General features: G+C 56.9%; 19 protein-coding genes, 1 pseudogene and 1 riboswitch. Of the genes and pseudogenes, 6 read left to right on the forward strand and 14 right to left on the reverse strand.

Features of this window, described 5'->3' with window-relative positions; all coding sequences use genetic code 11:
- Nucleotides 1–35: 35 nt before the first annotated feature.
- A riboswitch (Fluoride riboswitch) is annotated at nucleotides 36–106 on the reverse strand.
- A gap of 36 nt (nucleotides 107–142) precedes the next feature.
- From WFK85_RS10355 to WFK85_RS10385, 7 genes and pseudogenes are all read right to left on the reverse strand, one after another.
- Nucleotides 143–421 (reverse strand): annotated as a pseudogene (locus WFK85_RS10355) (ArsC/Spx/MgsR family protein); the annotation flags it as partial.
- A gap of 96 nt (nucleotides 422–517) precedes the next feature.
- Nucleotides 518–859 carry a metalloregulator ArsR/SmtB family transcription factor gene (locus tag WFK85_RS10360; RefSeq protein ID WP_166992013.1) on the reverse strand — a complete coding sequence of 114 codons (342 nt, stop codon included), beginning with the start codon at nucleotides 857–859 and terminating at the stop codon, nucleotides 518–520.
- A 133-nt stretch (nucleotides 860–992) separates the two neighbouring features.
- The gene (gene narI, locus WFK85_RS10365; protein WP_008454218.1) at nucleotides 993–1,670 is read right to left on the reverse strand and encodes a respiratory nitrate reductase subunit gamma; all 678 of its coding nucleotides are present in this window, start codon (nucleotides 1,668–1,670) and stop codon (nucleotides 993–995) included.
- Nucleotides 1,670–2,374, reverse strand: coding sequence for a nitrate reductase molybdenum cofactor assembly chaperone (gene narJ / locus WFK85_RS10370; RefSeq protein WP_008454216.1), 705 nt, complete (start codon nucleotides 2,372–2,374; stop codon nucleotides 1,670–1,672). Before narJ ends, narI begins: the two co-directional genes overlap by 1 nt.
- Nucleotides 2,371–3,909 carry a nitrate reductase subunit beta gene (gene narH / locus WFK85_RS10375; RefSeq protein WP_336708125.1) on the reverse strand — a complete coding sequence of 513 codons (1,539 nt, stop codon included), beginning with the start codon at nucleotides 3,907–3,909 and terminating at the stop codon, nucleotides 2,371–2,373. Before narH ends, narJ begins: the two co-directional genes overlap by 4 nt.
- Entirely contained in the window at nucleotides 3,906–7,652 is a 3,747-nt protein-coding gene (locus WFK85_RS10380) for a nitrate reductase subunit alpha (RefSeq protein ID WP_336708127.1), read from the reverse strand. Before WFK85_RS10380 ends, narH begins: the two co-directional genes overlap by 4 nt.
- A gap of 347 nt (nucleotides 7,653–7,999) precedes the next feature.
- Nucleotides 8,000–9,391, reverse strand: a complete 1,392-nt coding sequence (locus tag WFK85_RS10385; RefSeq protein WP_166992007.1) for a NarK family nitrate/nitrite MFS transporter — start codon at nucleotides 9,389–9,391, stop codon at nucleotides 8,000–8,002.
- Between the two features lie 307 nt (nucleotides 9,392–9,698).
- Here WFK85_RS10385 and narX point away from each other — a divergent pair, with 307 nt between their 5' ends.
- Both narX and narL read left to right on the forward strand, forming a co-directional pair.
- Nucleotides 9,699–11,492, forward strand: a complete 1,794-nt coding sequence (gene narX / locus WFK85_RS10390) for a nitrate/nitrite two-component system sensor histidine kinase NarX (RefSeq protein ID WP_166992004.1) — start codon at nucleotides 9,699–9,701, stop codon at nucleotides 11,490–11,492.
- Nucleotides 11,489–12,139: a two-component system response regulator NarL gene (gene narL, locus WFK85_RS10395; RefSeq protein WP_008454210.1), complete on the forward strand. Its 651-nt coding sequence runs from the start codon at nucleotides 11,489–11,491 to the stop codon at nucleotides 12,137–12,139. Before narX ends, narL begins: the two co-directional genes overlap by 4 nt.
- A gap of 6 nt (nucleotides 12,140–12,145) precedes the next feature.
- Here the strand turns inward: narL and WFK85_RS10400 are convergent, their stop codons facing one another.
- A complete protein-coding gene (locus WFK85_RS10400; protein WP_166992001.1) occupies nucleotides 12,146–13,546 on the reverse strand; it encodes a YchO/YchP family invasin in 1,401 nt (466 codons plus the stop codon).
- A gap of 161 nt (nucleotides 13,547–13,707) precedes the next feature.
- Here WFK85_RS10400 and WFK85_RS10405 point away from each other — a divergent pair, with 161 nt between their 5' ends.
- The 3 genes from WFK85_RS10405 (at nucleotide 13,708) to WFK85_RS10415 (ending at nucleotide 16,427) form a co-directional block, all read left to right on the forward strand.
- Nucleotides 13,708–14,061: a DsrE/DsrF/TusD sulfur relay family protein gene (locus WFK85_RS10405; RefSeq protein WP_336708128.1), complete on the forward strand. Its 354-nt coding sequence runs from the start codon at nucleotides 13,708–13,710 to the stop codon at nucleotides 14,059–14,061.
- 110 nt (nucleotides 14,062–14,171) lie between these two features.
- Nucleotides 14,172–15,959, forward strand: coding sequence for a methyl-accepting chemotaxis protein (locus WFK85_RS10410; RefSeq protein WP_336708130.1), 1,788 nt, complete (start codon nucleotides 14,172–14,174; stop codon nucleotides 15,957–15,959).
- A gap of 222 nt (nucleotides 15,960–16,181) precedes the next feature.
- On the forward strand, nucleotides 16,182–16,427 hold the full coding sequence (locus tag WFK85_RS10415; protein WP_166991992.1) for a DUF1883 domain-containing protein: 246 nt from the start codon (nucleotides 16,182–16,184) through the stop codon (nucleotides 16,425–16,427).
- A 35-nt stretch (nucleotides 16,428–16,462) separates the two neighbouring features.
- Here the strand turns inward: WFK85_RS10415 and WFK85_RS10420 are convergent, their stop codons facing one another.
- Nucleotides 16,463–17,158 (reverse strand): gamma-glutamylcyclotransferase, encoded by a 696-nt coding sequence (locus tag WFK85_RS10420; RefSeq protein ID WP_336708131.1) that lies wholly within the window; start codon nucleotides 17,156–17,158, stop codon nucleotides 16,463–16,465.
- Nucleotides 17,159–17,730: 572 nt separating this feature from the next.
- Here WFK85_RS10420 and chaA point away from each other — a divergent pair.
- A complete protein-coding gene (gene chaA, locus WFK85_RS10425) occupies nucleotides 17,731–18,834 on the forward strand; it encodes a sodium-potassium/proton antiporter ChaA (RefSeq protein ID WP_166873271.1) in 1,104 nt (367 codons plus the stop codon).
- Between the two features lie 160 nt (nucleotides 18,835–18,994).
- On the opposite strand, the gene kdsA is transcribed toward chaA, so the two are convergent.
- Genes kdsA through prfA form a run of 5 tightly spaced genes read right to left on the reverse strand, consistent with a single transcriptional unit; the run spans nucleotide 18,995 to nucleotide 23,008 of the window.
- Complete coding sequence (gene kdsA, locus WFK85_RS10430) at nucleotides 18,995–19,849, reverse strand: 3-deoxy-8-phosphooctulonate synthase (protein ID WP_336708132.1); 855 nt, start codon at nucleotides 19,847–19,849, stop codon at nucleotides 18,995–18,997.
- 24 nt (nucleotides 19,850–19,873) lie between these two features.
- Nucleotides 19,874–20,683, reverse strand: a complete 810-nt coding sequence (sirB1, locus tag WFK85_RS10435) for an invasion regulator SirB1 (protein ID WP_008454192.1) — start codon at nucleotides 20,681–20,683, stop codon at nucleotides 19,874–19,876.
- A gap of 2 nt (nucleotides 20,684–20,685) precedes the next feature.
- Nucleotides 20,686–21,075 (reverse strand): SirB2 family protein, encoded by a 390-nt coding sequence (locus WFK85_RS10440; protein WP_442892264.1) that lies wholly within the window; start codon nucleotides 21,073–21,075, stop codon nucleotides 20,686–20,688.
- A 20-nt stretch (nucleotides 21,076–21,095) separates the two neighbouring features.
- Nucleotides 21,096–21,926, reverse strand: coding sequence for a peptide chain release factor N(5)-glutamine methyltransferase (gene prmC, locus WFK85_RS10445; RefSeq protein ID WP_336708134.1), 831 nt, complete (start codon nucleotides 21,924–21,926; stop codon nucleotides 21,096–21,098).
- Nucleotides 21,926–23,008: a peptide chain release factor 1 gene (gene prfA / locus WFK85_RS10450; protein ID WP_008454187.1), complete on the reverse strand. Its 1,083-nt coding sequence runs from the start codon at nucleotides 23,006–23,008 to the stop codon at nucleotides 21,926–21,928. Before prfA ends, prmC begins: the two co-directional genes overlap by 1 nt.
- Nucleotides 23,009–23,015 lie beyond the last annotated feature (7 nt).

Genomic DNA, 23,015 nt, shown 5'->3' on the forward strand with positions numbered 1-23,015 from the left:
GTTGACCAGCCTGACATGCCTCTTGGATTAAAAGAGTCATACCAGGCGTCATCAGCCTCTGAACGAGGCGGTTGGGGGAAGGTGGAACGCCATCACCTTGCGAAGTATTGTGAACCCTTCCCCTCAGGGTTTCAAGCGGGTTTTACGGTTTCAAGCGCTGGCCCTGCTCATCCACAACCGGCTCGCCGTCCTCTTTACTGAACGCACCCTGCTGCCCTTCAGGCAGGATATCCAGCACGCGTTCCGAAGGGCGGCAAAATCTCGTCCCCCGCTCAGTCACCACAATCGGGCGGTTAATTAACAGCGGGTACTGCACCATCAACTCAATGAGTCGCTCCTCGCTGAATTGCCCTTTCTCCAGCCCTAAAACTTCATAAGGCTCAACGTTTTTGCGCAGCAGTTCACGGGCGCCGATTGCCATGAAGAAATAGCGTTCCTGCTAAAAACATGTTCACTCCCACTTCAGTAAAACAACGCCATCATATCTGAAAAAACGAATGTGTTAAGTTAAATTTTTTTACTGGCAAAGCGCCATAGCCCCACTCGCCTCGATGCGTTTCAAGCGCTCCAGCACTTCATGGCCCTGGCTTTGCCAGGCCTGCTCAATGACCGCCGCCGCCCACGCGGGCATGTGGGGTGAAAGGCGATAATAAACCCATTTCCCCTCTCTTCTGTCCTGCAGCAAACCGCCCTCGCGCAGCATCGCCAAATGCCGGGAGACCTTAGGCTGCGGCAGATCCAGCACAGCAGTTAGTTCGCAGACGCAAAGCTCGCTTTTCGCTCTTAGCAGCAGAGTGATAGCCAGCCGGGTTTCTTCCGACAAATGTTTAAAAAGCTGTAAAGGCGCCAGGGCAGTCATGGTGAGATCTCTTGAATAGACGCTGCCATAGTAAAGCTCACGGCGTTAAAGTCAACGTTCATATCCGGAAAAACGAATTTGTTTATTGTGTAAAAAGCCCGGCATATACCGGGCTTGTGATCGTTCATGCAGACTAGCGGCGAGCGCGAACAATCTGGTATTTGCGTGTCAGATATTCCACCGGCGCGCTCCAGATATGCACGAGGCGCGAGAACGGGAACAGCAGGAACAGCGTCATGCCCAGCACCAGATGAACGCGGAAAATAAACGCCACGCCGTCGAGGTAGTCAGATGCGCCACCGCGGAAGGTGACCACGTGCTGCGCCCAGTTCACCAGCTTCATCATTTCGCTGCCGTCCATATGCTGGGCGGAGAACGGAATAGTGCCGAGGCCCAGCGCACACTGGAGCATCAGCAGGCTAAGGATCAGGATATCGGCCCCAGTGGTGGTGGCGCGCACGCGTGGGCTGAACAGGCGACGCTTCAGCAGCAGCAGGCCGCCCACCAGCGTCATCACGCCGCTGGCTCCCCCGGCAAACATGGCCATTTTCTGTTTAATTTCTAGCGGCAAAAACGCCTCGTACATCCAGTGCGGCGTCAGCATGCCAAGGAAGTGTCCGGCAAAGATCCCAAGAATACCGAAATGAAACAGGTTTGAGGCCAGGTTCATGCCCTTGCGATCCAGCATCTGGCTGGACGCTGCACGCCAGGTGTACTGCCCGTAGTCATAGCGCAGCCAGCTGCCAATCAGGAACACGGCACCGCAAAGGTACGGGTAGATATCAAAGAAGAAGACGTTGAGAAAATGCATTATTTCCCTCCTGCTATATTCAGGTACTGTGGAGCCACCGCCCCGGCAAAACGGCGCTGGTGTGCGGTAATGTCGGTCTCTCCGCAGCTGTCATCGGCCATGAATTTCACCTGCTCCTCTTCCCACACCGCATCCAGCGCCTGAGGCGTGTCGTCGCGCGCTTCGTTGGCAATTTGCTGGCGGACCGTTTCGACGCTGACGTCGCTTTCAGCCAGAGCAATCAGCAGGTCGAAGAGTAGCGCATAGTCGCTCTCACGCTGTTTCAGACGCGCGCTGAGCAAAGCCAGGATCGGCGCGATGTCCTGCAGCCCGCCCTGCGCTTCTGCCCGCGTGCGCTGGGACAGGTATTCCAGATAAAGCGGCAGATGGTCCGGCAGCTCGCGGCTGTCAATTTCCAGCCCGGCCTGTTGATACTGGTTCATCAGGTTAACCATCGCCTGGCCCCGATCGCGCGATTCACCGTGAACGTGCTCGAAGAGCAACAGCGAAGTGGCTCTGCCCCGGTCGAATAGCTCGCTGTAGCTGGATTGCGCGTCCAGCAGCTCCCGCTGGCAGAGTGAGTCGATAAACCCATCCAGACTGGCGCGCTGCATTTTCGTCAATGTCTCGCTTTGGGCCAGCGCCTCATGCAGCTCCTGATGATGCTGCCACAGGGCAGCATCCGGGTACTCCAGCAGGCGGGAGATAATCAGTAGTTCAATCATGGATGCGGCTCCGTTTTGCTCGAGACGTCGATAGCGTCAATCCGACGGCTGTTGAACAGATTGAATTTGGTGTCGCTGCCGTGACAGCCGTCGCCAAAGCTAAAGCCGCAGCCGCTGTGCTCAGGGAAAGAGTTCTCGGCCAGTTCGCGATGGCTGGTCGGCACCACAAAACGATCTTCGTAGTTAGCGATAGCCAGGTAGTGGTACATTTCCTGCGCCTGAGCTTCGGTTAGCCCCACCTCTTCCAGCGCACGCGTGTCGATCACGCCTTCAACGGTTTCAGCACGTTTGTAGTGACGCATCGCCATCATGCGCTTCAGCGCCCGCAGCACCGGCGCGGTGTCCCCGGCGGTCAGCAGGTTGGCCAGGTACTCCACCGGAATACGCAGGCTTTCGACATCAGGCAGAATACCGGTGTGCGGCAGCTGGCCCGCATCGCTCGCGGACTGAATCGGCGACAGCGGCGGCACGTACCAGACCATCGGCAGCGTGCGATATTCCGGGTGCAGCGGCAGAGCCAGCTTCCAGTCCATCGCCATTTTGTACACCGGCGACTGCTGAGCCGCCGTAATCACTCCCTGCGGGATACCGTCTTTCAGCGCTTGCGCAATGACTGCCGGATCGTTCGGATCCAGGAATACGTCCAGCTGGCGCTGATACAGATCTTTCTCGTTTTCCGTGCTGGCCGCCTGCTCAATCGCATCGGCGTCATACAGCAGCACGCCGAGATAGCGAATACGTCCTACGCAGGTTTCTGAGCAGACCGTCGGCATCCCCGCTTCAATGCGCGGGTAGCAGAAGATGCACTTCTCGGACTTGCCACTTTTCCAGTTGAAGTAGATTTTTTTGTACGGGCAGCCGGTGATGCACATCCGCCAGCCGCGGCATTTATCCTGATCAATCAGCACAATGCCGTCTTCTTCGCGCTTGTAGATGGCCCCGCTCGGACAGGTGGCGACGCAGGCCGGGTTCAGGCAGTGCTCGCACAGGCGCGGCAGGTACATCATGAAGGTGTTTTCGAACTGACCGTACATCGCCTTTTGCATATTGACGAAATTCTGGTCCTGCGCGCGTTTTTCAAATTCGCCGCCAAGCAGCTCTTCCCAGTTCGGGCCAGCTTCGATTTTGTTCATCCGCTGGCCGGTAATCAGCGAGCGAGGCCGGGCCACGGGCTGCGCTTTGCTGCCCTCCGGCGCGGTGTGCAGGTTCTGGTAGTCGTAGTCAAACGGCTCGTAATAATCATCGATCCCCGGTAAATGCGGGTTAGCGAAGATTTTACCCAGCAGCATCGCGCGGTTGCCCATGCGGGGCTGCAGCTTGCCGTTGATTTTGCGGATCCAGCCCCCCTTCCATTTGTCCTGGTTTTCCCAGTCGTTTGGGTAGCCCAGGCCAGGCTTGGTTTCCACGTTGTTAAACCACGCGTATTCCGTTCCTTCGCGGCTGGTCCAGACGTTTTTGCAGGTCACCGAGCAGGTATGGCAGCCGATGCATTTGTCCAGATTCAGCACCATGCCAATTTGTGAACGAATTTTCATTTTACGCTCTCCTGTACCTGGTCATTGCCTTCGCCGTCTAACCAGTTAATCTCTTTCATTTTGCGAACCACCACGAACTCATCGCGGTTAGAGCCGACCGTACCGTAATAGTTAAAGCTGTAGGCCAGCTGGGCGTAGCCGCCAATCATGTGGGTTGGCTTCAGCGTGATGCGGGTCACCGAGTTATGAATGCCGCCGCGCTGGCCGGTGATTTCAGAGCCCGGCAGGTTCATGATGCGTTCCTGCGCGTGGTACATCATCGTCATCCCGGCCGGAACGCGCTGGCTCACTACCGCGCGCGCCGTCAGCGCCCCGTTTTTGTTAAACACTTCAACCCAGTCGTTATCGGCGATGCCGATTTCTTTGGCGTCTGCTTCACACAGCCAGATAATTGGCCCCCCGCGCCCCAGCGTCAGCATCAACAGGTTGTCGCTGTAGGTGGAGTGGATGCCCCACTTCTGATGCGGGGTCAGGAAGTTAAGCGCTTTTTCCGGGTTGCCGTTAGACTTGTGGCCCATCATGCCGTCCACGGAACGGGTATCAATCGGCGGACGGTACACCACTAGGCTCTCGCCAAAGTCGCGCATCCACTGGTGATCCTGATAAAGCTGCTGGCGGCCAGACAGTGTGCGCCACGGGATCAGCTCGTGTACGTTGGTATAGCCCGCGTTATAAGAGACATGTTCGTCCTCCAGCCCGGACCAGGTCGGGCTGGAGATGATTTTGCGCGGCTGAACCTGAATGTCGCGGAAGCGAATCTTCTCTTCTTCTTTCGGCAATGCGAGGTGCGTGTGATCGCGACCGGTAAATTCACCGAGCGCGGCCCAGGCTTTCACCGCCACCTGGCCGTTGGTTTCCGGCGCCAGGCTGAGCACAACCTCGGCGGCATCAATGGCCGTGTTGATCATAGGCTGGCCTTTAGCCGGGCCGTCGGTCTTCACGTAGTTGAGCTTGCGCAGGAACTCGACTTCTTTTTCGGTATTCCAGCTAATGCCTTTCCCGCCGTTGCCCATTTTCTCCAACAGCGGTCCGACGGAGGTAAAGCGTTCGTACGTCGCCGGATAGTCGCGCTCAACGGCAATAATGTGCGGCGCGGTTTTGCCTGGGATCAGGTCACATTCGCCTTTCTTCCAGTCCATCACGCCATACGGCTGAGCCAGTTCGGCGGCCGAGTCGTGCTGAATCGGCAGCGTCACAACATCGGTCTCTTTACCGAGGTGGCCAACGCAAACTTCGGAGAACTTCTTCGCGATGCTTTTGTAGATTTCCCAGTCGCTTTTCGATTCCCAGCAAGGATCCACGGCGGCGGAGAACGGGTGAATAAACGGATGCATATCCGAAGTGTTCAGATCTTCTTTCTCATACCAGGTGGCGGTCGGCAGCACAATGTCGGAATACAGGCAGGTGCTAGACAGGCGGAAGTCCAGGGTGACCACCAGATCCAGCTTGCCGTCCAGGCCGTTATCGACCCATTCCACCTCCTCCGGCATCAGCCCACCTTCCTGGCCCAGATCTTTCCCCTGAATGCCGTGCTCGGTGCCCAGCAGGTATTTGAGCATAAATTCATGCCCCTTCCCGGAAGAGCCCAGCAGGTTCGAACGCCAGATAAACATGTTGCGCGGGTGGTTATAGCCGGAGTCCGGCTGCTCCGCCGCAAAGCGGATGCCGCCGGATTTAAGTTGTTCAACGGTGTAATCCACCGGCGACATTCCGGCCCCTTTCGCCCGGTCAGCAATGCGCAGCGGGTTAGTGCCAAGCTGCGGTGCAGAAGGCAGCCAGCCCATGCGTTCGGCGCGCACGTTGAAGTCGATCAGGTGGCCGGTGTAGCGGGACTTATCCGCCAGCGGGGACAGGAACTCATCCGCCGTCACCGTCTCATAGCGCCACTGGCTGGAGTGGTTATAGAAGTAGGAGGTGCTGTTCATGTGGCGCGGCGGGCGCTGCCAGTCGAGGGCAAACGCCAGCGGCATCCAGCCGGTCTGCGGACGCAGTTTTTCCTGACCGACGTAGTGGCCCCAGCCGCCGCCGCTCTGCCCGATGCTGCCGCAGAAGATCAGCATATTGATAAGCCCACGGTAGGCCATATCCATATGGAACCAGTGGTTCACGCCTGCGCCAACGATAATCATCGAGCGGCCGTGGGTTTTGTCCGCGTTATCCGCGAACTCACGGGCAATGCGCACGATATCCTGGCGAGGCACACCGGTGATCTGCTCGGCCCAGGCTGGTGTATAAGCCTTCATTTCATCGTAGCTGCTGGCGCAGTTATCATCGTTCAGGCCGCGATCCAGACCGTAGTTAGCCAGGGTGAGATCGTAGACCGTTGCCACCAGCACGCTTGAGCCGTCCGCCAGCTGCAGGCGTTTAACCGGCAGCTTATGCAGCAGTACGTCTTTCAGTTTGACGTTGTCGAAATGCTCGGTGCTCTCACCGCCAAAGTACGGGAACCCCACCTCGGCAACTTCATCGTGGCTGCCCAGCAGGCTCAGGCGCAGCGCGGTTTCTTCCCCGGTGCTGCCGTCACGCTGCTCGAGGTTCCACTTGCCTTTTTCACCCCAGCGGAAGCCAATGGATCCGTTAGGTGCAACCAGCTCGCCGGACTGATCAGCCAGCGCAACGGTTTTCCACTGCGGATTATTTTCCTGGCCGAGACTGTCGACCAGGTCTGCCGCACGCAGCAAATTCGCTGGGGCATAGAAGCCGTCACGGGCTTCCAGCGTCACCAGCATCGGCATATCGGTGTAGCGACGAACGTAGTCGGTGAAGTACTGGCTTGGTTTGTCGAGATGGAATTCCCGCAGCATAACGTGGCCCATTGCCATCGCCATCGCGGCATCCGTCCCCTGCTTCGGCGCCAGCCACTGGTCGCACAGCTTGGAGATTTCCGCATAGTCCGGCGTGACGGCAACCGTTTTGGTGCCTTTGTAGCGGACTTCGGTGAAGAAGTGGGCGTCCGGGGTACGCGTCTGCGGGACGTTAGAGCCCCAGGCGATGATGTAACCGGCGTTGTACCAGTCCGCGGACTCCGGTACGTCAGTCTGCTCGCCCCAGGTTTGCGGAGACGCTGGCGGCAGGTCGCAGTACCAGTCGTAGAAGCTCATGCAGGTGCCGCCGATAAGCGACAGATAGCGGGTGCCTGCGGCGTAAGAAACCATCGACATGGCCGGGATCGGCGAGAAGCCGGTGATGCGGTCCGGACCGTAGGTTTTTGCGGTATAGACGTTCGCCGCCGCGATCAGCTCGTTAACCTCTTCCCAGGTCGAACGAACAAATCCCCCGCGGCCACGCGCCTGTTTGTAACTTTTGGCTTTGTCGGGATCGTTAATGATCGATGCCCAGGCTTCAACCGGATCGTTATACTGCGTTTTCGCTTCGCGCCAAAGCTTGATCAGACGTTTACGCATCTGAGGGTACTTCAAACGGTTGGCGCTGTAGAGATACCATGAGTAGCTTGCCCCGCGCGGGCAGCCGCGAGGTTCGTGGTTCGGCATATCCGGGCGGGTACGAGGGTAGTCCGTTTGCTGGGTTTCCCAGGTCACCAGGCCGCTTTTGACATAAATCTTCCAGCTGCAGGAGCCGGTACAGTTCACGCCGTGCGTGGAGCGCACCACTTTGTCATGCTGCCAGCGCTGGCGATACCCTTCTTCCCAGTCGCGATTGGTATCGAGTAGCTGGCCGTGTCCATTGGCGAAGGTTTCTCCCTTCTGCCTGAAATAACGAAACCGGTCGAGGAACTTGCTCATCGGGATACTCCTGATGTGGAGCCTGGTGGCTCTTCTGGTGAAATCGACATTGCTTGATGCCCGAGACGGTAACGCCTCGAAAGCTGGGGATTTTTGATAACGATCAACTGCTTCTGGTGTGGTTTTTGGGCGCCCGGCGGCCACTACCACCAAAGTGTAAGACCTTAACAATCACTAACCAACTGAATATAAATACAAAAAAATCAAAACCCATCGGGGAAGGGGTAGCGGCAAGCCGGGTTTGGGTATTAAGGGGTAGGCGGCGAATTAACCAGCGCTGAAAGCGTAGCGGGCAAAAAAAAGCGCGGACGAAGCCGCGCAAAGGGATAACCAAAAAGGTCAATGCATTAGCGAGAGGATTTCCGGCCATAAACGGCCCAGGTAATAACCACACATACAATGTAAAAGACGAGGAACAGCTTCATCGCCCCGGCAGGCGAGCCGGTCAACGCCAGGGAAGTGCCGAAGGCTTTAGGGATAAAGAACCCCCCGATGGCGCCAATGGCCGAAATAAAGCCCAGCGCTGCGGCGGTATCCGTGGCGGCCTCGCGCAGGGCGACTTCATCGCTGCCACCGGCGGCTTTTACTCTGTCCATTGTCAGCTTACGGAAAATCACGGAAATCATCTGGAAGGTCGAGCCACTGCCCAGCCCCGCCGTCAGGAAAAGCATCAGGAACACCCCGAAGAAGGCGATGAAGTTCCCGCCCTGTCCGTTCGTTGGCAGCGTGGTGAACAGCAGCGCGCTGAAAATGGCCATCAGCATGAAGTTATACAGCGAAACTCGGGTGCCGCCCCAGCGGTCGGAAATCGCCCCACCTGCAGAACGTGCCAGGGCGCCAAACAGCGGGCCAAAGAAGGCAAAATGCAGAATGTTGACGTCCGGGAACTGGGTTTTAGACAGCATCGCAAACCCGGCAGAAAAGCCGATGAACGAGCCAAATGTCGCCAGGTAGAGCAGCCCCAGAATCCAGAGATGGCCGCGCTTAAGCACCGGCAGCTGCTCACGCAGGGAGGCTTTCGACGCCGAGAGATCGTTCATTCCGAACCAGGCCGCTAAGGTGAATACCGCCAGAAACGGCACCCAGATCCACGCGGCATTTTCCAGGAACAGCATCGTGCCGTCGCCCTGTGCCACGCCTTTGCCGCCAAAAATGGCAAACATCGACAGGGAGATAGCCAGCGGGGCCACCAGCTGCATCACGCTCACGCCCATATTCCCCAGCCCGCCGTTAATCCCCAGCGCGCCGCCCTGCTTTGCCTTCGGGAAGAAGAAGCTGATGTTTGCCATGCTGGAGGCAAAGTTCGCCCCGGCAAAGCCGCACAGCAGAGAGATACAGATGAAGGTGTTAAACGAGGTGCTGGTATCCTGCACGGCAAAGCCCAGCCAGACGCACGGAATAATCAAGATCCCCGTGCTGAACGCCGTCCAGCGGCGGCCGCCAAAGACCGGCACCATGAACGAATACGGGACGCGCAGCAGCGCGCCGGAAACGGAAGGTAACGCCGTGAGCATAAACAGCTGATCGGTGGTGAAGGTAAAGCCGACCTTATTCAAATTCACCGCCACCGCGCTGAACAGCATCCAGACGCAGAAGGCCAGCAGCAGGCTTGGGACGGAAATCCACAGGTTGCGGCTGGCGATCCGATGACCTTTTTGCTGCCAGAACTGTGGATCTTCCGGCCGCCAGTCGGTAATCAGTGCGCCCGACGGCTTCTCGGGAACGGGAGACTGTGACATAAACACCTCATTTCGTGTGAGTAAATGCCGCAACCTTAGGGTTCCTGTGTCGAGATTAGTTGATGTAAATCAAGGGATAATCTATCTCTCCGGCGGGCAAAAAAGCCCCCTCATTCTTTGTGAGTAATCTTCTGGCAAAAAAATAACGTGATTTATCACACCCCTGCGGGACTTGCTGCTGACCGCTCCCATTGCCCTGCCTCCTCTGGCAATTTGGGGGTAATCCTTTGGAGGTATGGGTATACTCCAGCTGTTGACTGAAAATAGCGCCACTCGTCACTTTTCCCACTCAGGAGCCCGTTTGCCAATGCTAAAACGCCTGTTTTCTCCCCTTTCGCTGGTCAATCAGCTCGCGCTGGTTGTCATGCTGCTGGCGATGTTAAGCGTGGTGGGAATGGCGATGGCCGGCTGGCTGGCCCAGGGGATTTCGGGCAATGCCCACGCGATCAACAAAACGGGCTCCATGCGCATGCAGAGCTACCGCCTGCTGGCAGCCATTCCGCTGACGGAGCAGGACAAGATGCTGCTGCGAGAAATGGAGCAAACCACATGGAGCGACGATCTCCGCCTTGCCGCCGAGCGCGACGGGCAGCAGGCCAGGCTTCAACAGCTACAAGATTACTGGCGCAGCACGCTTGAACCCGCGCTGATTGCCGCCCAAACGCCGCAGCAGGTAAAACCCGCCGTCGCCCATTTTGTCGCCAGCATTGATGAACTGGTCAGCTCCTTCGACCGCACCACCGAGATGCGTCTGCATCACGTGATTTTGCTGCAGCAGGGTATGGCGGTGTTACTCGGGCTGTTGATCGTCTTTACCCTGATTTGGTTACGCAAAAGATTACTCCGCCCGTGGCGTCAGCTACTGGCGATGGCCACCGCCATTGGTCAGCGAGACTTCACCCAACGGGTGAATTTTCGCGGCCGCGACGAAATGGCCACGCTTGGGAGCGCGCTAAACAGCATGTCCAGCGAACTGGCGCAAAGCTACGCCGTGCTCGAGCGGCGGGTCCGGGAGAAAACCGCCGGGCTTGAGCAAAAAAACCAGATGCTCACCTTCCTCTACGAGGCTAACCGCCGCCTGCACGCGCAGGCTCCGCTGTGCCAGCGTATTTCCCCTGTACTGAGCGAACTCCAGATTTTAACCCCGCTGCTGGGCATCGTGCTCCGGGTGTACGAGTACGAAGATGAAGAGAATTATCAGGAATACACGTTCCAGCCGGACGCGCACTGCGATGCCCGGGGCTGCCAGCTGTGCCCGGATGCCGGGGCAGCGCTACCGCAGGACACCACGACGCTGAAATGGCGCCTCACCGATAACCATCTTCATTACGGTCTGGTGCTGGCCCAGCTTCCGTTGGGCAAAACGCTGACCGAAGACCAGCTGCAGCTTATTGCCACGCTAATGGAGCAGCTCACCGCCACGCTCGCCATGGAGCGTCAGTATGAACACCAGCAGCAGTTAGTGGTGATGGAGGAGCGATCTGCCATTGCCAGGGAATTGCATGACTCCATCGCCCAGTCACTTTCCTGTATGAAGATGCAGGTCAGCTGCCTGCAAATGCAGGGCAAAACGCTGCCGGAGGAGAGCCGGACGCTGCTGGAGCAAATACGCGGCGAGTTGAACACCTCCTGGCGGCAGTTGAGAGAATTGCTGACCACCTTCCGCCTTAAGCTCACCGAGCCTGGTTTGCGCCCGGCGCTTGAGGCCAGTTGCCAGGAGTTCAGCGACAAACTTGGCTTCCCGGTGATGCTGGACTACCAGCTCCCGCCGCGCTTAGTGCCTTCTCATCAGGCCATTCATTTGGTGCAGATTGCGCGTGAGGCGCTGAACAACAGCCTGAAACACGCGGAAGCCAGCGCCTGCGGTATCAGCGTTACCCGTCACGGAAATCAGGTACGCCTTGCGGTGTGGGACAACGGGCGCGGTATTTCCGGCAGCGGCGAGCGCAGCAACCATTACGGCCTTATTATCATGCGCGACCGCGCCCAAACCTTGCAGGGTGACTGCCAGGTTCGCCCCCGTCCCTGCGGCGGCACCGAAGTGGTCGTCAATTTTATCCCCGAAGCACCGCTTTCTTCCGTAATAAGGAGCGAAGAATGAGTCATCAGGAAGCAGCAACCATTTTGCTGATAGACGATCACCCCATGATGCGTACCGGCGTTAAGCAGCTGATCAGCATGGCGCCAGAGCTGGCCGTCGTCGGAGAGGCCGGCAGCGGCGAACAGGGCGTGCAGCTTGCCGAAGCGCTCGATCCAGACCTGATCCTGCTCGACCTGAACATGCCGGGCATGAACGGGCTGGAAACGCTCGACTGCCTGCGCGAAAAAGCGCTGTCAGGACGCATTGTGGTGTTTACCGTTTCGAACCATGAAGAAGATGTGGTCACCGCCCTTAAGCGCGGTGCGGATGGCTATTTGCTGAAAGACATGGAGCCGGAAGATTTGCTCAAAGCCCTGCAGCAGGCCGCAGCGGGAGAAATGGTACTCAGCGAAGCGCTGACCCCCGTGCTGGCGGCCAGCCTGCGGGCCAACCGTGCAACCTCAGATCGTGACGTCAATCAGCTTACTCCGCGGGAACGCGATATCCTGAAGCTGATAGCCCAGGGGCTGCCGAACAAGATGATCGCCCGTCGCCTGGACATCACCGAAAGTACGGTGAAAGTGCACGTCAAACATCTGCTGAAGAAAATGAAGCTCAAGTCCCGAGTGGAAGCGGCCGTTTGGGTTCACCAGGATCGTATTTTTTAGCGCCGGTTACTCCTCCGGCAGCAAGGAGTAACGCGGGTCACTTTCGGGGGCAATCAGCAGCGGTGCGGCAGGCTGGAGCACAATCTCATTCGACGAGACGCGCTGCCCCTTTTCGTCTTCCACGGTGACCGACAGGTGATATTCATTTGCGGCACCTGCCTGCCACGCAGGCAAAATAATGCTCCAGCCGTCGGTGCTGAGCGGCCGTGCCGGCGGCGTCAGGCTGAGCACCTGGGTATCTCCCTGCCATACCAGCCGCCGGATGCCATGCGTCGCTTTCACCTGCAGCTTAAGCAAAACCGTTTCTCCCGGCTGCAGCTGCCACGGCGGCGTGGCCAGGAATACTGACAACGTTTTACGCTGACGGAACTGCATCACCGGGGCGGACTCGCGCTCAACGCTATCGTAGCGGCTGCCGCGCAGGGAGCTGGTCGCGGCCACTTCGTCCGCCGAGAGCTGCTTCTGCAGCGGCACCCCGAAACGATAATTCAGCTTGAGCCCCAGATTTTCCTGCGCGACGCCGCTTTCACCCTGCTTGTGCTGGGCCGTGAGCGTGATCAGCGGCACGGGCGTATAGTTAATGCCCATCGTCACCGCGACTGGGTTTCGATATCCGCTATCGCTGTCGAAGAGCGTGACGTTGTCACCAAAGTATTGTTCGAAGCTAAGACTGGTCGCAATATGCCGATAAAACGGCAGCCAGGCCTGCGCCGTGACGTCATAGCCCCGGGCCAGGCGCTGCTCAAGCGTGTCGGTTTGCCCGCGCCAGCCGTTCAGCGGCTGGTAATAATTGGCCGAAAGCCGCAGGTATTCGCCCCAGGCTTCGGCGCCAAATCCCGCCCGCTGTAGCTGCGTAGTCAGCTGATTATCGTAGAACGAGTTGTAGCCCAGTAGCCAGCTTCCGGCGACCCAGCGCTGCCCCAGCCCGAGGTTACCGGTGGTGCCGTATTTTTGCTGGCTAAAGCCGAGCTGGCTCCAGGTCAGATAGCGGCTGTTGTCCTGCCAGGGCGTGAAAAGCGAACCATTGCTGCCCTTCCAGCTCCCGTGTTCATCCACCCGCAAATTGACGCTGGCTTTGCCCCAGGGCGAAAGCAAAGCCTGGGTTTCATCGGTCACTTTGTCGGCCAGTAAATCTCTCAGGCTGGTAAAAGCGAACAGTCGCGCCTGCTCGCCGGTATCCAGCCCGTTGTCCACCATGCTGTCTTCGCCAAACTTCTTCGCCACTGCGGCAATCCTGCGCGCGGCAGCATCGGTTTCAGGCGCGAGGCCCATGTTCGGCAGGTCATCAGCGGGAGAAGAGAAAGGGTTTTGGGCCGCGGGAACAACGTTGTTTGAGGTACTCATTGCCCCTCCCGGACGAGGGAGCAAACAACACAAGGTTAAAAGCGGAACGGCAAATCTACGCATTGATTAATGATAACACACTGGTTTTGCTCTTAACCCACCGGGGAGACTTGCATGTACGACTCCAGGATTAATCCTGCTTTTCCGGGCACAAATCATACCCAGCGATAACTCAGGGCGATACACTGCTTCTCACGCTCAACGTTATCATCAAGGAGAAACCCATGCAGAAGATAGTCATTATTGCCAACGGGGCGGCGTACGGCAGCGAATCGCTTTTTAACAGTTTGCGGCTGGCCATCGCCCTGCGCGACCAGGAGCCGCAGCCAGAAGTAAAACTGTTCCTGATGTCCGATGCGGTGACCGCTGGCCTGCGCGGCCAGAAGCCCGCCGAGGGATACAACATTCAGCAGATGCTCGAGATTCTCACCGCGCAAGGTGTGCTGGTGAAGCTCTGTAAAACCTGTACCGACGGGCGCGGGATCACCAGCCTGCCGCTCATTGAAGGCGTTGCCATCGGCACGCTCGTTGAACTTGCCGAATGGACGTTAGCGTCGGACAAAATCCTCACTTTCTAATTATTTCAGCGCGGGAATATTATTTGCTTATACCCTCTCCCGCGCCATCAAGTTACCTGCATTTGTTGCCGATATTTTGCTTAGGACAACACAGCAGCAGGATAATAATTATGGTTAAATCTCTTCGTACACGTCTTCTTTTAGTCACGGCAATTTGCCTGGTCTCAGCTCTATGTCTCAACACCTTCATTAATTACGCCGTCACCAGCCGCGATAACCAACGTGCCATCACCGACACACTAACCAGCACCAGCCTGAGCCATTCCGTCGCTATCGGCGACTGGGTCAGCGGTAAAATGGCGATCGTTAGCTCCCTGGAAAACACCGCGCTGAGCGAAGATCCCATCCCGGTCTTCACTCAACTGGCCAAAGCCGGCGGCTTCACCAATATCTACGTCGGTTATGCGAATAAAACCGCAAAATTTTCTGACCCAACGGGGGTACCGGCCGACTTCGACCCCACCCGGCGACCGTGGTATCAGCAGGTGGTGAAAGACGACGCTCCCGTCGTCACCGCTCCTTACGTGGATGCCGGTACCGGTAAGCTGGTCGTGACTTTTGCCGTGCCCATTAAGCAAAATGGCAGCCTTAAAGCCGTCGTCGCGGGGGATGTGGCGATGGACAGCGTGGTGGCGAACGTGCGCAGCATTCACCCAACGCCCGCCAGCAGCGGGCTGCTAATCAACAGCGATGGGACATTGATTGCCGCTCAGGATCCGACCCTGACGCTGAAAGCCTTTTCTGATGCCGTTCAACAGGCTGATTTACCTCAGCTACTCGGCGATACACATCGCGCCGTCGGCATAATCAGCGGGCAAAGTAAACAGCTGATGGCTACGCCGATTAGCGGCACGCATTGGTATCTGGTCGTGGCCCTCGACGAGCATGATGCCACCTCCGGGATGCGCGCTTTACTGAAGGCTTCCGCCATCGCCCTGCTGGTGTTGGTGCTGATTTCTGGTGCAATTGTGCATCTGCTGATCGGTAAGGTGATGAGCCGCCTCGGGACAATTCGCGACGGGATGCGCGCCATCAGCAACGGCACAAATGATCTATCTCAGCGGTTGCCGGAAACGGGTCACGATGAAGTGACGGAAATCGCCCACGCCTTTAACGCCTTCAGCGACAAGTTGGGCGTAGTCATGACCCAGCTCAGGGATTCAAGCGCCTCGGTGAAAGTCGCCGCCAACGAAATTGCTGCAGGCAATCAGGAGCTTTCTGCCCGCACCGAGCGGGCCGCCTCCAGCCTGCGAGAAACAGCCAGCGCCGTAGAGCAGATCACCGCCTCTGTCGCAAATTCTACCGCTTCTGCCGCTCAGGCCAACGCTCAAGCCCACAGCGCCGGTGAAGCCGCTGAACGCGGGGGTGAAGTGGTCTCGAAGGTTATTACCACCATGCAGGCCATTGAGCTGGCCTCCGGCAAGATTGGCGATATTACCGGCGTCATTGACAGCATCGCTTTCCAGACCAACATCCTGGCGCTAAATGCCGCCGTTGAGGCTGCCCGCGCCGGTGAACAAGGCCGGGGATTTGCCGTAGTCGCTGGCGAAGTGCGCAACCTCGCCAGCCGCAGCGCACAGGCGGCGAAGGAGATCAAAAGCCTGATCGACTCCACCACCGCAAGCGTTGCCGATGGCTCGCTTTACGTGCGCCAGGCCGGTGAGGCGATGGACAAAATAGAACAAAGCGTCGGCAGCGTTTTGGTCATCATGCGCGAGATAACCCTCTCAACCGACGAACAGATGAAAGGGATTCAGGAGATTAATCACGCGGTGACCCATCTGGACAATATGGTACAGCAGAATGCTGAACTGGTAGTGGAATCTGCGGCGGCGGCGGGTGCATTGCAAAGCCAGGCTGGAGAGTTAGCGGAAACCGCGGGGCATTTCCGTATTTAATGATGCGCGGGCGGACGTTTGCCAACGAAACGCCCGCCAGCTGAAAGGTTTCAGGCACAATATGATTATTGTTTAATCGTTGCGGCATTTTTTGATCAACATCAGCATTTACCCCTCTCGGCTCTGGTGTGATGCCACGAGTGATTTGTGAACAACATCACGAACCAGGACAGCACCTTTGGGGGCCAGCAGGCCATGTTTGATGCGGAAGTGGAGTGAAAAATGCCAGTAGTAAAAGCCAGTCTAAAACTTTTTGGTGGCGATACCGTGGTGGTTCGCTGTTCGAATAACTGTCATATCCATTTGATGTGCGACTCAGACAGGCGCGGTAGCTCGGAGGCCGACGTGCTAAGCGTACAAAATCGCCAGTCGGCCTATATCGCCGTGCCCTACAGCGGGACCTGGAAGGTGCTGATCGACAGTCATACCCAGTCGCTGGAGCACTCCATCAGTTTTGTTCCGGCATAAAACACTGAGGCCACCTTTCGGTGGCCTTTTTCTTACTATGCAAAACCAGGCTGCAGCCCGCTGTTATCCTCATGCCCGCTCAGCCAGGCCCGCACCTGGTTTGCCAGTTCGGACATACAATCGTCCTTCATCCCGTGCTTTTTCATTTCCTGCTCGAGCGAAAAAAGATACTGAGCATTGGTGCCCAGCGGCCCGCTGGCAGAAGCGATCAGCGGCGCGATGGTTTCTGCCCGGGTATCCGCCTCATAAAGCGGGTGACGCGGGTCCATAATGAACACCACCGCGTTGACCGTTCGCCCATCGTCCAACTCGAGTTTGCACCAGGTTGGCAAATAGCAGCCGGTAATCATCTCCCGCTTCCAGACCAGCGTCAGCTCGTCTTCCAGGCAAGCCTCCGGCAACCGGTAAGCCAGCCCGGTCGTTCTGCCGCCCTCTTTAAGCGCGAGCATACGTCCAGGGCGGCAGGCGGTTCCACGCCCCGCCGTCAACCGCAGGCAAAATGCACGATGCCAGCCCACCAGCATGCCGGGGGCTGACTCTTCAAATTCAAAAGCCGGGTTCCACATCAGTGAACCGTAACCAAAGAGCCATACCGGACTTTGGTCTGGGCGACAAGCGAGCGTGGCGGCAAGAGACGCCGAACGCTGCTCAGGGGACCACAGTAACGATTCCTCAATGGCACCAAAAGCCGTCTTACAATCCGCTTTCATTAAGAAATCACGCGTTAACACGATATACCTCCGCCACTGCTTGCTTCCGTGCGACTGCACACGCTGCGCCTTCCCGGCATTTATTGACAACTTTTGCCTACTAATAGAGCAATATATCAAGACCATAAGCAATTCACCGCGCGCTGGCAAGCATGATAGCGATCACAAAACAGATAAATTGTCATTTTTTCTTGCCAGACTGATGTGTGTTACCCTGTCGCCAATAAATTAGTCACACATAATGGAGGGTTAATTTTCATAACACTTCTTTTTGTAAACAATGCACTCGCCCGTTACTCTATCGCTAACATACTGATTTCGCGCCCAGGTTGTGATTTTTATGCCAATACCCGGGACTAACACCGTCAAAAACAGTGGTTATTTGAATGAATGCAATTCATATCAATATGTTTTATTTAAATTAAATAAAGAATACACGCCATTTCGGTGCGCCAGACTTAAATTCAAATAAATGCCGTAAAAATAAGTAAATTTTTAACTAAAAGTAACGGTTTTTTGCTAGTTTATATGACTTCAAAAACCTGACTATAATGATCAAAACAGGTTATCGCCTGCAGAGATGGAGAAGTTGAATGACAAAAACACAACATGAGGCGGTAAAAACCCGCCACAAGGAGAGTTCTCTCATTTTCCCGGTACTGGCACTGGCGGTACTGGCGATGTGGGGGTCAAGCCAGTCCCTGCCGGTGGTTGTCGGCATCAATATTTTGGCGCTGGTCGCCATTCTGGGCAGTGCCTTTAGCGTTGTTCGCCACGCGGACGTGCTGGCGCACCGTCTGGGTGAACCCTACGGCTCACTGATTCTGAGCCTGTCGGTCGTTATTCTTGAAGTTAGTCTGATTTCCGCGCTGATGGCCACCGGCGATGCAGCCCCAACGCTGATGCGCGACACGCTCTATTCCATCATCATGATTGTGACCGGCGGCCTTGTGGGCTTCTCCCTGTTGATGGGCGGCCGCAAATTTGCCACGCAGTACATGAACCTGTTTGGTATTAAACAGTACCTGATCGCGCTCTTCCCGCTGGCGGTGATCGTGCTGGTGTTCCCGATGGCGCTTCCGGGCGGCAATTTCTCGCTGGGTCAGTCCCTGCTTGTAGCGCTGATCTCTGCCGCCATGTACGGCGTATTCCTGCTGATTCAGACGAAAACGCACCAGAGCCTGTTTGTTTACGAGCATGAAGATGAAGGCGACAGCGACGACCCGCACCACGGCAAGCCATCCGCGCACAGCTCCGCGTGGCACACGGCCTGGCTTATCGTCCACCTGATTGCAGTGATTGCCGTGACCAAGATGAACGCCAACCCGCTGGAGCATCTTCTGGACGCGATGGATGCCCCGGCCCAGTTCACCGGCTTCCTGGTCGCCTTGCTGATTCTGTCTCCGGAAGGGTTGGGCGCGTTAAAAGCGGTGCTGAGTAACCAGGTGCAGCGCGCCATGAACCTGTTCTTCGGTTCCGTGCTCGCCACCATTTCTCTTACTGTACCGACGGTGACGCTGATTGCCTGGTTCACCGGCAACGACCTGGTTTTCGCCCTCGGCATGCCGCAGATGGTGGTGATGATGGCGGCGCTGGTCCTGTGCCAGATTTCGTTCTCCACCGGACGCACCAACGTGCTTAACGGCACCGCGCACCTGGCGCTGTTTGCCGCCTACCTGATGACAATCTTTGCCTAAGTAAACAGCAAGACCGCCTGTAAAGGCGGTCTTTAATATTTGCTCCCCCTCCCACGGGGAGAGAGCATCAGGCCACTACGGACTCATTTCGCTGTCTCCCTCAAGAGAGGGAGCCAAACATAAAAAAACCCGCCGAAGCGGGTTTTATTTTTTGCAGCAATTATTTGCTGGTGTCCAGCGGCTCGAAGTTCTTCACCAGATCGTCAATCGCTCTAATCTGGGTCAGGAAAGCTTCCAGCTTCGCCAGCGGCAGCGCAGATGGGCCATCGCAGCGGGCGTTATCCGGGTCCGGGTGCGCTTCAATAAACAGACCCGCCAGACCAGTAGCCATCCCGGCGCGAGCCAGTTCAGTCACCTGCGCACGACGACCGCTTGACGCCGCACCAAACGGGTCACGGCATTGCAGCGCGTGGGTGACATCGAAAATCACCGGCGCGCCGTTAGAGACCTGCTTCATCACGCTGAAGCCCAGCATGTCGACAACCAGGTTGTCGTAGCCGAATTGCGTGCCGCGATCGCACAGGATGATTTTGTCGTTGCCGCCTTCGGCGAATTTATCCACGATGTTGCCCATCTGACCAGGGCTGACAAACTGCGGCTTCTTCACGTTGATGACGGCGCCGGTTTTGGCCATCGCTTCAACCAGGTCGGTCTGGCGAGCCAGGAAAGCTGGCAGTTGAATCACATCAACCACGTCAGCCACAGGCTGTGCCTGGTGAGCTTCATGCACATCGGTAATGATTTTCACGCCGAAGGTCTGCTTCAGTTCCTGGAAAATCTTCATGCCCTCTTCCAGGCCCGGGCCACGGTAGGAGTGAATGGATGAACGGTTAGCTTTATCAAAAGAGGCTTTGAACACGTACGGGATACCCAGCTTTTGGGTCACGGTCACGTAGTGTTCGCAGATGCGCATCGCCAGGTCGCGGGACTCCAGCACGTTCATGCCGCCAAACAGCACAAACGGCAGGTCGTTTGCGACGTTGATATCGCCAATGTTAACCACTTTTTGTTTCATATGTTCGCCTTATCAGGTGTGAACTTAATGCAGGGTAATCTGCTTGTGCGCAATCGAATTGATTTGCGCCTTAATCATTTCGCTAATTGGATCTTCCGGGCACTGCTCAACAAAATAGCTCAAGTCGTTGAGCGCCACGTGCTCGCAGTCCAGCTGCGCATAAATCAGGCCGCGGTCGCGAATTTCGTACGGATCTTCCGGATTAAACTGCAGCAGTACTTCGCTGGCGCGCAGCGCCATCTCCATCTGCCGCTCCTCCATCAGCGCGGACTTGAGCGTATCCAGCAGCTTGCGGATCACCTCCGCGTTGTCTGACTCGTCAAGATCTTCGTCGAACAGCTCCGCCGTCGGGTTAATATTGCCCTTGATCCACACTTCCAGCGTGTGCTCATCCAGCGTATCGCCGTTAAACGGATTGATAAGCCACATTTCGCCGTCCATCCAGTCGGCACGCAGAATAAGCTGCGTCGGGAAAATCACCGGCATCAGCGGAATATCAAGCTGCTCGGCAAGCCACAGCAAAATTGCCCCAAGGGAAACCGCGCTCCCCTGACGACTTTTTAAAACGTTGTCCAGCCACAGGGCGTCGGACAGGCGATACACGCCGCCTGAGTCCTTAAAGCCCCATTCGCCGTAAAAGAGTTCCAGCAGTTTTTCCAGCTGCAGGTCGGGATGTGTCCCCAGGCAAATCTCTTCTTTTGCCAGCTTCACCAGTTCCCCGAGCTGTGCTTTCACTTCTGCGGTCGGGAAATCATCCCGAATCAGCTGCGAGACCAAAATCATGCCCTCGCAGAGCGGTGCCTGATTAAATTCGAAATCGGCTAACGACTTCATACTTACCCCAATATCGGTATTTTAGTGGTGGCGAGTTTTATGATGATGTAAAGCACCACCAGCCCCAGCAGAAAAGCAAACCAACGAACCTGCTGGCTGCGCGGACGTTTTCCCAGCGCGATATAACCTAAAGCGATATAGATAATAACGCCAAACAGCTTTTCAGTCAGCCACGTTCCCTGCGGCGTAAAAGGATAGAAATGCGTAACCATAACCAGCGCAAAACCGCTGATCAATAACAGCGTATCATTAACGTGCGGTACGATGCGCACCCAGCGCTTGCCGGACATCACAGACCCGCGATATTGCCACCAGTAGCGTAAAACAAACAGGCTGATTGAAATAACGACGGTGAAAATATGCAGATATTTAAGTGAAAAATAAGTCGCCAAAATGTCTGTTCCTTAATAAGTCAAAGATAGCGTCCTGACGTCAGGCGATCGTTATCGCCATAATCTTTGTAGGTTGCAACCTCAGTGAAACCGGCATCCCGTAGCAAACGCTGCACGCTTTCGCCCTGCGTCCAGCCGTGCTCCAGCACCAGCCAGCCGCCGGGTTCAAGAAAACGGCGTGAATCTTTAACCAGGGTTTCTAAATCGGCCAGACCATGATTCTCCGCTACCAGCGCGCTTTTCGGTTCAAAGCGAACGTCACCTTCACTGAGGTGCGGATCGGCTTCGTCGATATACGGCGGATTACTGACAATCAGCGCAAAGCGCTGGGCATCAAGGGCGTTAAACCAGTGGCTTTGCAACACCCTGACGTTGGTTATGCCCAGGTTTTCTGCGTTCGTTTTCGCCAGCGCCACGGCTTCCGGCACCACGTCCAGCGCGGTGACGTCGCAGTCAGGACGTTCGCTGGCCAGCGCCAGAGCGATAGCGCCCGTCCCGGTGCCAAGATCTAACATTGCGCACGGGGTTTTCGGCAGCTTAGTTAACGCATGTTCGACGAGGCATTCGGTATCAGGACGAGGAATCAGCGTCACCGGAGAAACGCGCAGCGGCAGCGACCAGAACTCACGTTCGCCCACAAGGTGTGCAATCGGTTCACCGCGCTCCCGGCGAGCCAGAAGCCCATCAAGCTCGGCTTGCTGGGCTGGCGTCAGCGAGGTTTCACCAAAAGCGAGGATAAACGTGCGGGATTTGCCGGTGGCAAATCCCAATAAAATCTCCGCATCTCGCTTTGGGCTTTCGCTTTGCGCCAGGCGCTGAACGGCCTGGCAAAGCCATGACTGAAACTCCATTAATCCTGCTCGGACAGCGCCGCGAGCTGATCGGCCTGGAACTCCTGCACAATCGGCTCGATCAGGGCGTCGATTTTCCCTTCCATCACTTCATCCAGACGGTAAAGCGTCAGGTTGATGCGGTGATCGGTCACGCGCCCCTGCGGGAAGTTGTAGGTACGGTTGCGGTCAGAGCGGTCGCCGGAGCCGAGCAGGTTACGGCGAGTGGAAGCCTCTTCCTGCTGACGTTTGGCGACTTCGGCGGCGCGAATTCGCGCCCCCAGCACGGAAAGCGCTTTAGCTTTGTTTTTATGCTGGGAACGTTCGTCCTGGCACTCCACCACAATGCCGGTTGGCAAGTGAGTAATACGGATTGCGGAGTCGGTGGTGTTAACGTGCTGCCCGCCCGCCCCAGAGGAACGGAAGGTATCGATGCGCAGGTCCGCCGGGTTAATGTCCGGCAGTTCCGCCTCTGGAATTTCCGGCATCACCGCCACGGTACACGCGGAAGTATGAATACGCCCCTGGGATTCCGTGGCCGGAACACGCTGCACGCGGTGGCCGCCGGATTCAAATTTCAGGCGGCCATAGACACCCTCGCCGCTGATTTTTGCGATCACTTCTTTGAAGCCGCCGTGCTCGCCTTCGTTGGCGCTGATGATTTCAATCCGCCAGCGGCGGGCTTCGGCATAGCGGCTGTACATGCGGAACAGATCGCCGGCAAACAGCGCAGCTTCGTCCCCGCCGGTGCCGGCACGAACTTCGACAAACGCATTGCGCTCATCGTCGGGATCTTTTGGCAGCAGCAGAACCTGAAGCTGCTGCTCCAGCTCTTCGCTGCTGGCTTTGGCTTCGGCCAGCTCTTCCTGCGCCATTTCGCGCATTTCCGGATCGCCGAGCATACTTTCTGCGGTCTCAATGTCTTCCTGTACCTGACGCCATTGCAGGAAACAGCGCGATACATCGCTTAACTGGGCATACTCACGAGACAGGGCGCGGAAACGGTCCTGATCGGCAATGGTCGAGGCATCGCCTAGCAGGGCCTGAACTTCTTCATGGCGCTCCTGCAAGGCTTCCAGTTTGGCAACAATAGAAGGCTTCATGGGCGGT

Source organism: Cedecea sp. VD22 (genome assembly GCF_037150195.1).
Lineage (GTDB): Bacteria > Pseudomonadota > Gammaproteobacteria > Enterobacterales > Enterobacteriaceae > Cedecea.

Coding starts and splice junctions, on each gene's coding strand:
- WFK85_RS10385 (WP_166992007.1), bottom strand. CDS start 9,391: ATGTCACAGTCTCCCGTTCCCGAGAAGCCGTCGGGCGCACTGATTACC.
- narL (WP_008454210.1), top strand. CDS start 11,489: ATGAGTCATCAGGAAGCAGCAACCATTTTGCTGATAGACGATCACCCC.
- chaA (WP_166873271.1), top strand. CDS start 17,731: ATGACAAAAACACAACATGAGGCGGTAAAAACCCGCCACAAGGAGAGT.
- WFK85_RS10415 (WP_166991992.1), top strand. CDS start 16,182: ATGCCAGTAGTAAAAGCCAGTCTAAAACTTTTTGGTGGCGATACCGTG.
- narH (WP_336708125.1), bottom strand. CDS start 3,909: ATGAAAATTCGTTCACAAATTGGCATGGTGCTGAATCTGGACAAATGC.
- WFK85_RS10405 (WP_336708128.1), top strand. CDS start 13,708: ATGCAGAAGATAGTCATTATTGCCAACGGGGCGGCGTACGGCAGCGAA.
- narJ (WP_008454216.1), bottom strand. CDS start 2,374: ATGATTGAACTACTGATTATCTCCCGCCTGCTGGAGTACCCGGATGCT.
- sirB1 (WP_008454192.1), bottom strand. CDS start 20,683: ATGAAGTCGTTAGCCGATTTCGAATTTAATCAGGCACCGCTCTGCGAG.
- prmC (WP_336708134.1), bottom strand. CDS start 21,926: ATGGAGTTTCAGTCATGGCTTTGCCAGGCCGTTCAGCGCCTGGCGCAA.
- WFK85_RS10380 (WP_336708127.1), bottom strand. CDS start 7,652: ATGAGCAAGTTCCTCGACCGGTTTCGTTATTTCAGGCAGAAGGGAGAA.
- WFK85_RS10400 (WP_166992001.1), bottom strand. CDS start 13,546: ATGCGTAGATTTGCCGTTCCGCTTTTAACCTTGTGTTGTTTGCTCCCT.
- kdsA (WP_336708132.1), bottom strand. CDS start 19,849: ATGAAACAAAAAGTGGTTAACATTGGCGATATCAACGTCGCAAACGAC.
- WFK85_RS10360 (WP_166992013.1), bottom strand. CDS start 859: ATGACTGCCCTGGCGCCTTTACAGCTTTTTAAACATTTGTCGGAAGAA.
- narX (WP_166992004.1), top strand. CDS start 9,699: ATGCTAAAACGCCTGTTTTCTCCCCTTTCGCTGGTCAATCAGCTCGCG.
- WFK85_RS10410 (WP_336708130.1), top strand. CDS start 14,172: ATGGTTAAATCTCTTCGTACACGTCTTCTTTTAGTCACGGCAATTTGC.
- narI (WP_008454218.1), bottom strand. CDS start 1,670: ATGCATTTTCTCAACGTCTTCTTCTTTGATATCTACCCGTACCTTTGC.
- prfA (WP_008454187.1), bottom strand. CDS start 23,008: ATGAAGCCTTCTATTGTTGCCAAACTGGAAGCCTTGCAGGAGCGCCAT.